Source organism: Micromonospora sp. H61 (assembly GCF_018070325.1).
Taxonomy (GTDB): Bacteria; Actinomycetota; Actinomycetes; order Mycobacteriales; family Micromonosporaceae; genus Micromonospora; species Micromonospora salmantinae.
The window spans coordinates 23,847-38,262 of sequence record NZ_JAGPXY010000006.1 but is presented as its reverse complement, the minus strand read 5'-3'; the positions used below and the strand labels follow the sequence as shown (position 1 = coordinate 38,262).

The 14,416-nt window shown below is 72.7% G+C and carries 11 protein-coding genes; 2 read left to right on the top strand and 9 right to left on the bottom strand.

Going from position 1 to position 14,416, the window contains the following annotated elements; all coding sequences use genetic code 11:
- Positions 1-11 precede the first annotated feature (11 nt).
- On the bottom strand, positions 12-2,048 hold the full coding sequence (locus KBX08_RS05410) for a serine hydrolase (protein WP_210781442.1): 2,037 nt from the start codon (positions 2,046-2,048) through the stop codon (positions 12-14).
- Positions 2,049-2,298: 250 nt separating this feature from the next.
- On the opposite strand from KBX08_RS05410, the gene KBX08_RS05405 reads away from it, so the two are divergent.
- The gene (locus KBX08_RS05405) at positions 2,299-2,766 is read left to right on the top strand and encodes a hypothetical protein (RefSeq protein ID WP_210781441.1); all 468 of its coding nucleotides are present in this window, start codon (positions 2,299-2,301) and stop codon (positions 2,764-2,766) included.
- Here the strand turns inward: KBX08_RS05405 and helR are convergent.
- Complete coding sequence (helR, locus tag KBX08_RS05400; RefSeq protein WP_238689981.1) at positions 2,712-4,847, bottom strand: RNA polymerase recycling motor ATPase HelR; 2,136 nt, start codon at positions 4,845-4,847, stop codon at positions 2,712-2,714. The genes KBX08_RS05405 and helR overlap by 55 nt on opposite strands.
- A gap of 154 nt (positions 4,848-5,001) precedes the next feature.
- A complete protein-coding gene (locus tag KBX08_RS05395) occupies positions 5,002-5,382 on the bottom strand; it encodes a YccF domain-containing protein (RefSeq protein ID WP_210781439.1) in 381 nt (126 codons plus the stop codon).
- 237 nt (positions 5,383-5,619) lie between these two features.
- Between KBX08_RS05395 and KBX08_RS05390 the strand changes: the two genes are divergently transcribed.
- The gene (locus KBX08_RS05390; protein WP_210781438.1) at positions 5,620-6,216 is read left to right on the top strand and encodes a hypothetical protein; all 597 of its coding nucleotides are present in this window, start codon (positions 5,620-5,622) and stop codon (positions 6,214-6,216) included.
- 50 nt (positions 6,217-6,266) lie between these two features.
- Here the strand turns inward: KBX08_RS05390 and KBX08_RS34355 are convergent, their stop codons facing one another.
- The 6 genes from KBX08_RS34355 to KBX08_RS05360 all read right to left on the bottom strand — a co-directional run bounded on the left by KBX08_RS34355 (position 6,267) and on the right by KBX08_RS05360 (position 14,412).
- A complete protein-coding gene (locus tag KBX08_RS34355; protein ID WP_210781437.1) occupies positions 6,267-8,183 on the bottom strand; it encodes a glycerophosphodiester phosphodiesterase family protein in 1,917 nt (638 codons plus the stop codon).
- 102 nt (positions 8,184-8,285) lie between these two features.
- Positions 8,286-9,023 (bottom strand): cellulose binding domain-containing protein, encoded by a 738-nt coding sequence (locus tag KBX08_RS05380; RefSeq protein ID WP_210781436.1) that lies wholly within the window; start codon positions 9,021-9,023, stop codon positions 8,286-8,288.
- A gap of 74 nt (positions 9,024-9,097) precedes the next feature.
- The gene (locus KBX08_RS05375; protein ID WP_091399588.1) at positions 9,098-9,478 is read right to left on the bottom strand and encodes a DUF742 domain-containing protein; all 381 of its coding nucleotides are present in this window, start codon (positions 9,476-9,478) and stop codon (positions 9,098-9,100) included.
- The gene (locus KBX08_RS05370) at positions 9,456-9,905 is read right to left on the bottom strand and encodes a roadblock/LC7 domain-containing protein (RefSeq protein ID WP_210781435.1); all 450 of its coding nucleotides are present in this window, start codon (positions 9,903-9,905) and stop codon (positions 9,456-9,458) included. The genes KBX08_RS05375 and KBX08_RS05370 overlap by 23 nt, the downstream gene beginning before the upstream one ends.
- Positions 9,902-11,854, bottom strand: coding sequence for a nitrate- and nitrite sensing domain-containing protein (locus KBX08_RS05365; protein WP_210781434.1), 1,953 nt, complete (start codon positions 11,852-11,854; stop codon positions 9,902-9,904). Before KBX08_RS05365 ends, KBX08_RS05370 begins: the two co-directional genes overlap by 4 nt.
- Positions 11,851-14,412: a LuxR C-terminal-related transcriptional regulator gene (locus KBX08_RS05360; protein ID WP_210781433.1), complete on the bottom strand. Its 2,562-nt coding sequence runs from the start codon at positions 14,410-14,412 to the stop codon at positions 11,851-11,853. The genes KBX08_RS05365 and KBX08_RS05360 overlap by 4 nt, the downstream gene beginning before the upstream one ends.
- Between the last annotated feature and the right edge of the window lie 4 nt (positions 14,413-14,416).

The following is a 14,416-nucleotide window of genomic DNA, read 5'->3' as shown; positions in this document are numbered from 1 at the left end:
GGTCGGGCGGGTCAGTAGGAGATGCTAGGCGCGAGCAGCTGGAACTCCACGGCGAACCAGCCCGCGCCGGCGAGAGCCGACAGGATCAGGCCGCTGCCGGTGACCCGCCGCCAGCCGACGTGGCGTCGCACGTCGTCGACCAGCCGCACCGCGGCGGGCAGCACTCCGAGCAGACCGACCAGTTGCAGCACCTGAATGGTGCGCAGGACGGGCCCGGGAACGTCCTGGAGGCTCATGATGCTGCCGACGCTCAGCACCCAACCGGCGAACGCGAGCAGCGTGCCGGCGACGGCGAGACGGCTCAGGATCCGCGCGGTGCGCCCCGCCCGCTCCCGGGGAGCGCGACCGAGTCGACGGCGGACGATCGCGCCGACCGGCCAGGACAGGACGGCGAGCAGCAGCACGACTGTCGACAGGGCCAGTACCGGAACGGCCACTGCCCAGGCGCGGGCGGGCTCGACGGGCAGCAACGCGAACGCGGAGTCGAAACTGATCGCCTCGACCCGGTCGTCGGTGGCCCGCATGGCGATCGTGCGCTGCCCGCCGACCTCGCGCCAGACCCAGGGCGCCACCTCCTCGTACAGGGCGGGGGAGTCCGACAGCGGGCCCGGCGCCAGCAGCAACCGGTTACCGTCGGCGACGCTGACAGTGGTCCGACCGACCAGGCCGATCGCCGTCAGGAAGTTGCTCCCGATCGCTCGCGAGGACCCGTACGTGCCGGCGGCCAGCGCGGCGTGCGTGGCGGTGGTCGCCGGGTCCACGCCGACGGTCGGCTGGTCGTCGCGGGCGGGGAAGTAGCGGTCGGCGAAGCCGTTCACGATCGACTCGCGAAGCTCGTGGCTGTCGAGGGCGCCGGAGCCGTTGCTGTTGAGGGACAGGAAGATGCCGGCCCGGTCGTCGGGGTAGATCTGCAGGTGGGAGTGGAAGTACTTGGTGTCGCCGCCGTGGCCGAGGATCCGGTGGCCGTTGCGGTCCTCGGCGAAGAATCCGAGGGTCATCCGGGGCCCGTCGGCCAGCGTGCCCAACGACGTCGCGTCGAGCGCCGGCCGCTGCATCAGCTCACGGGTCGGTTGGTCCAGCAGGGGTCCGATGCCCACCGGCTCGCCGAGCTGGGCGAGCATGAATCGCGCCATGTCCGTCGCCGGGGCGCTCAGCGCACCGGGCGGGGGCGTGCCGACGATCTCGAACGGCGCGGCAGGCCCGGCGGAGGTGTCGTACCCGTTGGACATCCGGTCGCGCAGCGCCGCCGGGAGGGGCTGCTCGAAGGTCGACGACGGCATGCCCGCGCGGTCCAGGACGTTGCGTTGGACGTACTCCTCGAAGCGCGTCCCGCTGACGCGTTCGACGATGTAGCCGGCGAGCGCGTTGCTGTAGTTGGAGTACGCGGGGACGGTGCCGGGCTGGTAGATCTGCTCCGGTGGGTCGGTCATCAGGGCCTTGCGCAGGTTGAGGTCGCCGGCGTCGGTGCCGATGAGGCCGGCGATCCGCTCCTCGAAGCCGGCGGTGTGCGTCAGCAGGTGCCGCAGGGTGACGGCCCGCTCGTAGCGCAGCGGCAGTTCGAAGTCGAGGTACGTCTTGACGTCGGTGTCGAGGTCGAGCTTCCCGTCCTGCACGAGTTGCAGTACCGCGGTGGCGGTGACGAGCTTCGACACCGATCCCATCCGGAACAGATGCCGGTCCGGGTCGACCGGTACGGCCGCGTTGCCGCCGGCGCCGGTGTCGGCGTACCCGTACCCCCGGGTCGTGAGGATCTTGCCGTTGTTCACGACGGCGACAGTGGCTCCCGCGATGCCGGTGCGGTCGAGCGCGGCCGGCAGCAGGCCGTCGAGCCAGGCGTTGACGTCGGCGCCGTTCAGGGCGGAACTCGCCCCGCTCGCTGCGACGGGTGCCGCCGGAGCGTCGATGTGCGGTGCGGGTTCGTGCTGGGGCGCGCCGCAGCCGGCGGCGCCCACGGCGATGACGACAGCGGTCGCCAGCACCGCGCCGAGTCGGACGACCGGCCGGGCGGGTCGGGGTGAATCGGTGGCGAGATGGGAGAGAGAGCGCATCGTCTGCCAGTGCCTTTCCTGGCGAACGGGTGTCCGGAGCAGGTCCGTACGGCGTCACCCGATGCCTTGGGACAAGCCTGTTCGAGCGATCGCCCCGAGCCATCTGGCGTGAGACGGCAATGCACTTACGACTTGAGGAGGAGGGGCGGGTGCACCGATGGTGGGCAGAGGTGCCGCCCCGGTCGCGTGAACCACCGCCCGTACCGGTGCATCAAACCCTGTGACAGACCCCGCGGAGGAAGGACCACCCATGCGCGGCAACCTGCTCGTCGGTGCGATGCTCACCCTTACGTTCGTCGCCGGTTGCACGTCACCGCTGAAACGGGTCGGCGGCGACGCCGGACCCGCCGGCTCTCCGTCCACCAGCGAGAGCCGGCCGAGCCCGTCGGCGTCGAGCGCTCCGGGAGCCGGCAGCGCGTGGCCGGTCATTCTGGGCGACGATTCCAGCCCGTTGGGCGACCGGGTCATGACGTTCGTCTCGTACCGCGTGGTTGGCGAGGACGTGCAGGCCACTGTCCGCAAGCTCGACGGCGGCACCGAGACCCGTCGGTGGCGCAGGGCCGACGGAAGCGGAAACTGGGAGCGTTGCGGGGTAGTTGAGCGTTGCTCCAGCGACCGCTGGCTGTACATCATGCACACCTCACCCGGTCGGGCGGCACGCCCTCAGCCGCTGGTCAGGACCACGAGTTGCTGGGTGGCCCGGGTCATCGCGACGTAGCGGTCGACCGCCCCCGAGATGCCGGTGCCGAACGTTTCCGGATCGACGAGGACGACCAGGTCGAACTCCAGCCCCTTGGCCTGTTCCGGGCTCAGTGACCGGACCCGGGCCGTGGGCGGGAACGTCGGGTCGCCGATGACGCAGGCGATCCCGTCGGCGTGCGCGGCGAGCCAGGTGTCGAGGATCGACCCCAGGTCGGCGACCGATCCGTGGACGACGGGAAGTCCGTTGCCACGGATGGAGGTCGGCACGTTCGCGTCGGGGAGCACGGCCCGGATGACCGGTTCGGCCTGCGCCATGACCTCCGCGGGCGTCCGGTAGTTGATGCTCAACGAGGCCACTGTGACCCGGTCGAGCCCGACCCGCTTGAGGCGTTCCTGCCACGACTCGGTGAACCCGTGCCGGGCCTGGGCGCGGTCTCCCACGATGGTGAAGCTGCGCGACGGGCAGCGCGTCAGCAGCATCTGCCACTGGGCGTCGGTCAGCTCCTGCGCCTCGTCCACGACGATGTGCGCGAACGGGCCGGCCAGCAGGTCCGGGTCGGCGTCGGGCAGGGCGGACTCGTCGACCAGGACGTCGCGCAGGTCCGGTTGGCGCAGCATCGCCAGCAGACCCTCGCCGTCGTCGTAGGTGTCGGCCGCGAGCAGCTCGTCGACGACCCGGGCCATGTGGTCGCGTTCGACAGCGGCGGCCGGGTCACGCCGCCGGGTGCGTCCCGACCTCTCCGCGTCGCCGAGCCGCTGCCGTGCCGCGTCGAGCAGCGGCAGGTCGGACACGGTCCAGGCCCGGGGCTCGTCGCGTTGCAGCTTGCGGACCTCCTCGGCGGTGAGCCACGGCGCGCACCTGCGCAGGTACGCGGGCACCGACCACAGGTCACCCACGACATCGGCCGCGTCGAGCAACGGCCAGGCACTGTTGACCGTCGCCCGCAGCTCCCGGTTGCGCAGCAGCGAGTCGCGGAGCACGGCGTCCGGCTCCTCGCCGTCGTACCGGTCGATGAGGATGGTGAGCAACTCCTCCCAGATCTCCTCGCGCGCCTCGTTGTGCGGGGTGCCCGGACCCGGCGCCTGGAACGCGTCGGCCCAGTCGTGGGCGCTCAGGCGGACGTCGGAGTCGCCGACCGGGACCGTCATCGGGGCGACGGGTGGGTCCTCGTAGAACCGGACGGCCGCGTCGATCGCCCGTAGCAGCTCGGCCGAGGACTTCAGCCGGGCCACGTCCGGGTCGGCGTCGGCGGTTGCCGTGGCCCCCTCTCCGACGAGGTCGCGCAGGGTGCAGGTCTGCACGTCGTCCTCTCCGAGGCTGGGCAGGACGTCGCCGACGTAGGCCAGGTAGGGCTGGTGCGGCCCCACGAAGAGCACCCCGCCCCGGCGCTGCCCGAGGCGCGGGTCGGAGTAGAGCAGGTACGCGGTGCGGTGCAGGGCGACGACGGTCTTGCCGGTGCCCGGACCGCCGTCGACCACGAGGGCGCCGGCCGACCCCGCCCGGATGATGGCGTCCTGGTCCGCCTGGATCGTGCTGAGCACGTCGCGCATCCGGGCCGACCGGGCGCTGCCCAGACTGGCGATGAACGCGGACTGGTCGTCGAGCGCGACGGCGTGCCCCACGAACCCGTCCGGGGTGAACACCTCGTCCCAGTAGTCGCTGATCCGACCGCGGGTCCAGCGGTACCGGCGGCGGCTCGCCAGACCCATCGGGTTGGCGTGGGTCGCGCCGAAGAACGGCTCGGCGGCGGGTGAGCGCCAGTCGAGCAGCAGCCGCCGGCCCGTGCTGTCGGTCAGACCGCGGCGTCCGACGTACACCGGCTCGGGGTTGTCCGCCTCGACCACGTGGCCGAGGCACAGGTCCAGCCCGTAGCGGCCCAGCGAGCGCAGGCGGGCGGTCAGCCGGCGGACCTCCTCGTCCCGGTCGACGGCCTGCCGGCCCTTGCCGCCGGGCGCCCGGCGAGCGGTGTCCAGACGGTCGGACAGCTCGGCGCTCAGCTGCGCGAGGCCCTGCGCCATGGCCGCGAAGTGCCGCTCGTCGTGGGCGATGAGCGCCGGGTCGGCCTTGGCGGCGAGGTGATCGGGAAGTTCGAACACGGAGGTAGGCAAGGAATCCAATTCATGACTTCCATTTCGGCAGAATTTGGCCTCGGCCGACGATTCTGCGTCATAAACGGGGTCTTGCCGCAAGCCCCCCAGTGCGGTATAAGTTAGAAGTGGCGGGAGGCAGAGTGTCTCCCGTTTTCCGTGTTCAGGGCACGTCGACGACCTCGCGGCCGAGGGGCCAGAACGCGGCCGGAACGAGCTTGAAGTTGGCGATGCCGAACGGGATCCCGATGATCGTCACGCAGAGGGCGATGCCCGCGACGATGTGGGAGAGCGCCAGCCACCATCCGGCCAGCACCATCCAGAGGATGTTCGCCAGGCCGGAGCCGACGCCCGCGCCCGGCTTGGGCACCACTGTGCGACCGAAGGGCCACAGCGAGTAGACCGCGAGGCGCAGCGACGCGACGCCGAACGGGATGGTGATGACCAGGACGAAGCAGATCAGCGCGGCGATGCCGTAGCCGACCGCCAGCACGAGGCCACCGCCGAAGACGAGCCACAGCACATTCAGTACGAATCGAATCACCACTCCAGCATGAAACATGCTCGCCACCCGGTCGGCTCGTCCCGTTTTCTGCGCGGGGAACGGCCGCCGCGTGGCCCTCGGGGAGGTTCCTCTCGCCACCGTCGGAGAGCTGGCGAGGTCGATGTCACCGGCGGGAAGTCTCGGGGTTGCTCGGTGGAAGACCTGAGAAGAAAGCCAGGGCGACCCGAGGGAAGCTCCCGGAGGTCGGCCGGCGCCGGCGGCCACATGCTGGCTGGCATGAAACGCGCCGCGCTCTACGTTATCGCCGGACCGGTCGGCATCGCGGCCTACGGCCTGGTCCGGCTGTGGGCACGATCCGACGGGGTGTACGGCCCCGGGCTCGACTGGCAGGCCGCCCATCTGGTCGCTCTCGCCGGCATGGTGTGCTTCGTCCCGGGCGTGCTCGCGCTGGCCCGCCTGCTGCCTCGCAGTCCGTGGCGCACCGGGGTGGTGGCCGGCACGTTGGTCGGGCTCGCCGCGACGATGGTGCAGTTCGTCGCCGACATCGTGGAAGGGCTGCTGGCCGCGGACCGGGCGGAGATGTCGAGGCTCGGCGCGGAGTTCAAGGACATCCCCGGCGTGGAGGTGGCCTTCTACGATGTCGTACCCCAGTTCTTCTTCCTCGGTCTGCTCGTGCTCACGGGCATGCTCGCCGCCCGGCGGCGGCTGCCGTGGTGGAGTGTGCCGCTGCTCCTGGTCGGCATCGTCCTGCCGGTGGTCACCCTCGACCTGCTTCCGATCGGTGGCCTGTGCATGGCGCTGGCGTTGGCCCCGGCGCTGCCGTTGGTGCGAGAGCGGGGCGAGCGTGCCGAGTCGCCGGTCACCGTCCACTGAGGACGCGGGATGGCGCTGGCCGTTGCGGACCAGCGCCACCCTTCGAGCCGCTACTTCAGAGCGAGGGTGCGGGCGTCGGCGGCGATGACGCTGGCGGCCTCCGCGGGCACCAGCTTGCCGGCCTGTCGGTCGGCGTAGGTGGCCAGCTCGGCGTACTGGGCGTGGGCCAGCTTGGTGGTCATCGCCGTGACGGCGGCCGGGTCCGCGCCCGAGGTCAGGATCAGGTAGCCGAGGCCGGCCTGGCTCACCGTCACGGTGAAGGTGCTGGTCGCGGTGGCGGTGCCCTCGGGCCCGGTCGCCTCGGCGGTGATGGTGTGCCGGCCGGCGGTCAGCCTGGCCAGGTCGAGCTTGCGCCCGGCGGCCGACTTCTTACCGTCCAGCGTCACGGTGACCGTGTCCGCGTTGGTCGCGGCGACCGCGATCACCGGGGACTGCGCCCGGTCCAGCCGAGCCGCGTTGGCCGGCGAGGTGATCTGCACGGTCGGGTCCGCGGCGGCCCGCTGGACGAACGCCGAGTTCCAGCCGACCAGCTCCGCCGCCCGGTTGGTGATGATCGCGTCGGTGCCGATCCGCTCCAGCCGCTGCCACAGGCCGGCGGAGTCCATCGTCCAGGCCATCACGGCGACCCCGGCGGCGTGCAGCGGGGCGAGCACCTCCGGCTTGGCCAACAGCGCGTTGCCGTTCGGGTTGTACGCGGTCAGGTGCAGCTCCTTCGCGATCGCCACCGGGTCGGCGTCCAGGGTGCTGCGGAGCAGGCCGAGCGGTAGCTCGGGGGCGATCTCGTAGGTGTACTTCAGGGCGTCGACCTCGAAGCTCTGGATGAAGACCCGGCCCATCATCTGCTCGTCCCGGATCACCTGGATGATCGTGGCGACCTCGTCACGGGTGTGCCTGCCCTTGATCTCCACGAGCAGGTTGCCACCCCGGGTCCGCAGGTCGGCGAGCTGCTCGGCGAGGGTGGGCACCCGCTCGCCGACGTACTGCGGGCCGAACCAGGAGCCGGCGTCGAGCGCCTTGATCTGCGCGGCGGTCAGGTCCCGGATGTTGCCGGTGCCGTCGGTGGTCCGGTCGACGGTGCCGTCGTGCATGATGAACGGGATGCCGTCCTTGCTCGGCTGGACGTCGTTCTCGATCCAGTCGGCGCCGCCCCTACGGGCGATCTCCTGGGCGACGAGGGTGTTCTCCGGTGCGGCTGCGGACGCGCCCCGGTGGGCGATCACGGTGAACGGGCTGCCCTCCGGGCGCAGGTAGCCGTTCGGGGCCAGCTCGGTGACTGTGACGTCGTCGTACGACACTGTCGCGCCGTTGACGAAGAGTCCCTGGACGCCGTCGGCGGACCGCTGGAGGCTGCTGGTCCGCATCGCCTCCCGCCCGTCGAAGATCCAGCGGGCCTGGTTACCGTGCACCTCGACGGCGACGCGCACGTCCCGGCCGGTGCCGGCGTCGGACGGGGCGGAAGCGGTGTTCGTCACGACCCAGGCGTTGGAAGTGGTGCGCTGGGCGAATTCGAGCCCGTTGGCGGCGGTGGTCCCGCTGCGCATGGTGGCGATCCACCAGGGGGTCGCGCCACTGGCGGGGACGTCGATGCCCAGCGAGGCCCAGCGGGTGGCGGCCGAGACCGACTCGAAGCGCATGGTCGCCTCAAGGCGGAAGTCGTTCAGGTGCCGACCGAAGGTGATCTTGTTGTTCTCGCTGGAGCTGGCGGAGGTTCCGTACAGTCGGCCGTTCTCGACCTTCCAGGTGCCGTCGACCGCGTGCCAACCGGCGGGCAGCGACCCGGCCGAGAAGTCCTCCGAGACGACGACGCCGCCCGGCTCGGCGGTGGCGGGTGACGAGGTCGCGACGGCGACCGCGACGGCAGCGCCGGTGACGGCGAGAGCGGCGACGGAGGCGGCGGCCCGGGTACCCAGGGCGCCGAGGCGTGACCCGGCGCGGCGAGGCGACGGTGATGCGGGTAGGACAGTCATGGTCGCGACGGTACGAAGCGCGCCCGAACTGATGATCAATCAAGCATGGCGGCCGCCGGAACGCCGGGTGTACCTCGCTCGATCCGGGTGTACCCGGATTGGTCAGTTCGGCAGGCCGGAGCAGGCGACCCCGTCGATGGTGCACGCCTCGGGGGCGGAACCGGTCAACGATCCGTTGACCCGGAACGTCACCCGGACCGAGGCGCTGCCGGGCACCTGGCCGGTGTTCGGGTCCGGCACGAACGTCCACACCGCACCGTCCCGGCTGGCCTGCGCCCCCTCGACCCCGCTGACCCCCAGCGACTCCCGGGGCAGGGTGACGACGAGCGTCCACCCCGGCGCCGGGACCGAGCCGGGATTGCTGATCGTCACTGTCGCGCCGTAGCTGAGCAGGGCGTTGTCAGTGATGGCGAAGGCCGCGCCCAGGGCCGCCGGGGTGGGCCCGGTGGTCACGCCGGTCGGCGTGGGCCGGGTCGACGACGCGACGGCCGGTGGGACCGAGGAGGCCGAGGCGGACGGGGGAGCGGGCACCGCCGGGCTGGTGGCCGCCGCTCGCGCCTGCGCCCGGGGGGTAGCCGACGGCGAAGCGCCCACCTGCTCGACCGACGGCGGCGGGTCGAGGGTCACCGGCGTCAACTTCTCCGGCGTACGCAGCACCCCGACGACGGACACGGCCGTCGCGATCAGCACCCCGAGCGCCGCGACGACGGCCACCCAGGTGGCCCGCGAGACGTCCTCCCGACCGGTGAGCACCCGCCGTGTGGCCGTGACGAGGGCCACGACCCGATCCAGCAGGATGATCGCCACGGTACGGCGTGGTTGGGGTGGTGTTGCCGGCACTGCCAGTCTCTCCTTCAGTTCGTCGCCGGGTGCGCGCCCGCGAGCCGTCCGGGCCGGGGGTGGCGCCTGCCCGGTCACAACCCGCGAAGCCCGACGAGTATCGCCTCGAGCAGATCCTCGGTCGGCAGCTCCGACAGCATCGGCGGTTCGTGCGTCTCGATCAGCCCCGCCGCGAGCAGGTCACCGAGCAGCACCCGGACCGTCCCCAGCGGAAGATCCAACTCGGCACCCACCTCGGCCACCGACACTGGATGGTGACACAGCTCGACGATCCGCGCCTGTTCGGGGAAGAGCGGTGTGGGAGGCGTGACCCCCCTCCGGGCGACGACCAGCGAGATCAGGTCGAACTGGCCGCGTGCGGGCGCGGTGCGCCCCCCGGTCATCGTGTAGGGCCGGGCGACCGGGCCCGCGTCGTCGTCGTACCACGCCTCGTCAGTGGTGCCGCTGGTGTGCACCAGTGTCCCCGATCGTCACCGAGGAGGCCGGGCCCAGCGTGATCGGCAGGTGCTGCTCGGCCTGCCCCACGAAGAGCGCCACCTCGTACGCCATGTCACCGACCTCGACGTCGTCACCGGCGATCCGCACGGTGAGGATGGTCCCGTTCGGGATGGTGGCGATGAAGAGGAACGCTCGCGACATCTGCACCACTACCTGACGCAGCCGGCCCGCGTCACAGGTCCGGGTGGCGGCCAGCCCCAACGCGATCAGTCCGGCGACCACGCCGGAGATCTGCTCGGCCAGCTTTGCCCCCACCTGCCGCGAGCCGCCGAGCGGCAGCCCGTCCGGTGAGAGCACCACGGCGAACTCCGCGCCGTGCACCCGGTCGACCAGGTCGTTCAGGGCGTCGGTCAGGCCGTCCTCGGTGACCACTGCAGACGTCATTGTTGTCTCCTTGCTGTTCTGGCGACCGGCAACTCAACCGTGTCGAGGCTGGTCCTGCCGTGTTCCGGGCCGGTCGGCCCGGGGTGGCGGACCCGCGTCGGCAGCGCGCCGTTGCCGTTGGGGTCGGTCAGGTCGGCGCCGGTGCGGGCCGGTGGGTACGGGCTGTCGGGTGGTGCGCTGGCCGGTGTGCGGCCGGTGTCGGCGACCGTGATGAGCCGGGAGGGTATGAGCACGACTGCGGCCGTCCCACCGCGCCGGCTGGGGCGCAGCGAGACGTGGGCACCGCAGCGGCCGGCCAGCACGGCGGCGGCGTACCAGCCGGCGAGACCCGCGGGCGGGCCGTCCGGTGGCGGATTGCCGAGCAGGTGGTTCGCCTCGGCCAGCGTGGCGGGGTCCAGGCCGGGCCCGTCGTCGACGACGAGGACGGCACACCCCTGCGGGCGCTGTTCGCCGCTGACCCGGACGGTGGTCTCCGCCCCGGAGAAGGCCAGCGCGTTCTCGATCAGCTCCGCCAGCAGGTGGATGACGTCAGTGACGGCTGGCCCCGCGAGCGACCACGGCCAGTGCGGTGCGATCAGGACCCGCTGGTAGTCCGGCACCTCGGCGACCGCGCCGCGCGCCACGTCGAGCAGTGGCACCGGGCGTCGCCAGCGGCGGGCGGGTGTCGCGCCGGCCAGGGTGATCAGTTTCTCCACGTTGCGGCGGACCCGGGTGGTGAGGTGGTCGAGTTGGAACAGCTCGCCGGTCTCCTCGGTGGACCGTTCCCGACGTTGCATCCCGTCCAGCAGGCTGAGCTGCTCGCGCAGCAGGACCTGGTTGCGTCGGGTCAGCCCCAGGAACAGCTCCCGTTCGGCGTCACCCCCCGGCGTCGCCGGTTGCTGGGTCGGGGCCGGAGGGTCCGGCACCGGAGTCGGGAGGTCGGCGTCGGTCCTGGTCAGCTCGTCGGTCAGGCGTCGGACGGTGCCCGCCCAGCTCAGCAGGAGCACGAGCACGACGATCAGGCCGAGCCCCACCACGGCCCCGGTACGCGCGATGAGCACGGCGGCGCCGGGGGTGGCCCGCTCGACGCTGCTGCGGGCGGTGTTCGTCACCAGTGTCTGCAGCGCGCCGAGGGTGGCGTCCGCCGCGGCCCGCCAGCCCTCGACGGTGAGACCGGCCAGGGCGTTGGCGGTGCCGGCCTGGAGCAGCAGCCGGTCCTCCAGCGCGAGCAGAGCCGCGAACTCGGGGCCGGCCGCGAGGCGCTGATGCTCGCCCTGGCCGTCGGGCGGAAGCCCGGCCACGGCCTCGGTGCGCGCGTACCGCTGGATGGTGACCAGTGCGGTCAGCCGGCGCTGCTCGTCGGCGCCGAACCGCGCGCCGGTCATGGCCGCGCTGACCACTGTGTCCTCCCGGGCGAGCAACTCCCGGGCGCGGGCCAGCGCGATCACCGCGCGGGTGTCGGCGGCCAACCCGCTCTCGTACGCGCCCCACTCCGGGCCGTACACCCGGAAGGCGACGTCGATGACCTCGTCGTACCCGTCGACCGCCGTACCCTGGTCGAGCCGGCCGGTGTCCACCTGGGATCGGGTCGTGCCCAGGCCGTCGAGCCGGCGCACCAGCTCGTCGGCCCGGTCACGGACGCTGCCGGCGCTGAGCAACCGGAGATCTCGGCCCTTGGTGAACTCGCGGATCTCGGCGGCGGCCCGGTCGGTGCCTTCGCGGGCCCCGACCAGAGCGGGCGTCGTCTGCCCCGCCCCGGCGATCGTCTCGGCGGTGATCCGGCGTTCCGTCTGCAGGCTCAGAATCAGGCGGTCGATGGGCTGGCCCAGTGTGTCCGCCAGCGCCCGGACCCGCAGCAGGTCGACGGCGTCCTGGCCGGACACGTAGGCCGCGTACGACCAGAGCGTGACCAGCACGGCGGCCAGCACGGCCAGCCTGGTCCGGATCAGCCGAACGTCGTTGCGGGTCATCGGGTCGCCCGCTGCGGCCACGGTTGCCCGGCGGTGTCGCTGGCCCGGTCGGCGACGAGGGTGCGCAGCAACGCCAGCAGTTCGGTGCGGTTGGCGCAGTTGAGCCGGTTGCGCATCCGGGCCACATGGTGTTCGACGGTCTTGGCCGAGATGAAGAGCCGATCGCCGATCTCCCGGTAGGTCAATCCGGCAAGCACCAGCTCGGCGACCTCGTACTCACGGTCGCTGAGACCGTGCTGCGTCGGGCCGGCGACCCGTGCCGTGCTCGCACCGGTCGTCGGTGTCTGCCCGCTCTGCCCGCCGGAGGGCCGCCCCTGCAACGCGCGGGCGCACTCCAGCAGGGTGGTCATCGCCCGCCGGTCCGCGGTACGGATGGCGGCCTGCCCGGCGAGGCGGGCGCCGTCCCAGCACAACCCGGTGTCGTGCAGCCCCCGGGCGGCGGCCTCCACCCGAACCGGGTCGACGACCCCGCGGAGCACCTCCACCCAGCTCTCCGCGGCGGAGGCGACCACTGCCGCGTACCGGCTGTGGCCAGCGGCGGCGAGCAGCGCCGTGACGTGTTCGTCGGCGATCGTCGGCTCGCCGGTCAGGATCGCGGCGTGCAGCCCGCTCCAGTGCAGCGGCACACTCCACAGTGGTGGATTGTCGAGGCGGTCGAGCAACGCGCGCCCCTGGTGCAGGTACGGCTCCAGCCGGGCCAGGTCACCCAGCCGCGCGCCCGCGATGGCCAGCTCACCCAACGGCAGCAGGGTGAACAGGTCGACAGGGTGCCGCACCACGGCCTCCAGCGCCTGCCCCCAACCCCGCTTCAGCGCCCCAAGGTCGCTGTTGCGCCGGGCGATGCCCATCCGGATCGCGGCGGCGAAGAGCTGGTCGCGTGACTCCAGTGGTCGCCCGTCGAGCGTCACGGTGGCGAGCCGCTCACCGGCCGCGTGGATCTCGCCACGGACCATCAGGATCCAGGCCTGCAACAGCCGGTGGCGGCGGGCCATCAGCGGGCCACCGACACCGGCGCCCAGGGCGCGGTGCAGCACCCGCTCGGCGATCTCCAGCTCACCACAGTGCACCGCCGTCAACGCGGCGAGGGCCGCCGGGCTGTCCGGCAGCAGCACCGCCCGGCCGTCCGGCTCCAGCAGCGCGGCGGCCTGCACGAGCGCGGAGAGCGCGGCGGTCGGCGGGCCGGTCACGCTCTCCCGTACACCGTTGGCCATCAGTCGGGCGGCGCTGGCGTGCAGGGTCGGGGGTTCACCGGCCGGGTCACCCGCCGGTGACTCGGTGCGGGCGGCCGGGTCACCGCTGGCCAGCCCGCCGACGATGGCGAACGCCGCCGCCGAGGCGGTGCCCGACCACCGGAACAGCTCGACGCTGCGACCGACGTGACCACGGTGGGCCAGGGCGGTGGCGGCGACCACGGCTGCCTCGGAGCGCTCCGGGGGAGCGGCGGTGGCCAGGAGTCGGTCCGCCAGCCGAAGCGCGTCGTCGAGGTCACCGGCGAGCGCGGCGGCGAGCGCCTGCTGCGCGTTGGGTGGCCGCCCGGCAGCCGTGGCCGCCGCGAACAGCTCGGCGGCGAAGGCCGGCTCGTCGGCCAGCGCCTCGTCCGCCGCGGCGGCCAGGGTCGCGGCCGGGCAGTCGCCGAGCGCGCCGACCGCGAGCAGGGAGCGGACCAGCGGCAACACCGCGCCACCCCGAGCGAGCTGCAACTCGGTGAGCCGCCGCCAGACCGCTGTCCGCTCGGTGGCGGGGCTGAGCGTCGCGACGGCCCGCCGGACGATCGGTGCGAGCCGACCATCCGCGCCGAGCAGCCCGGCCGCCCTGGTCGTGGCGATCAGTTCGTCCACCCCGGCCGGGTCCCGGCCCAGCAGTGCGCCGAGCATGCTCACCGGCAGCGCCCCGCCGGCCGCGACAGCGAGCAGCAGCCGTCGTACCGCGGCGGGCTGGACGTCCAGGTCCGGCCCGAATTCGAGGATGACGGACCGGGGTGGGTCCACAGTGCCGGTCCGGGTCTCCGCGCCGACCAGGCCGCGGGCCAGCCGTTCCACGTCCCGGGGTACGCCGGCGGTCTGCGTGTGGACGTAGTCGACCAGGTCGGCGGGGCGGCCCAGCTCGGGCGTGGCGGCGAGATGGGCGGCGGTTTGCTCCCGGGTGAACGGCGTGAGCAGCACGGCCTGCCCGTCGCGTCGCAGGGCGTCGACCAGTTCACTGAACGCCGCCGACCGGGGCCACGGGCGGTGGGCGACCACCAACCGGTGCCGCCGGCCGACGACCAGACGCAGCAGCGCTTCGGTCCGCGCGTCGTCGAGCAGGTGCGCGTCGTCGACCAGCACCACAGTGTCGGGGTCGACCGGCTCGTCCGGCTCCGGGGCGGCCGTGCGGACGGCGATCCCGGCGCGCTGGTGAATGCGCTCCAGCTCGGCGAGGAGCGCGGTCTTTCCGTGACCGGCCGGGCCGGCGACGCCGACGACGAGGGGGCCGGTCGGATCCTGCGCGACAGTGTCCAGTAGCGCCTGCAACCCCTTGTCCAGGGTCATCCCTGGTGCGGCGAGGTCATTCATGATCATCAGG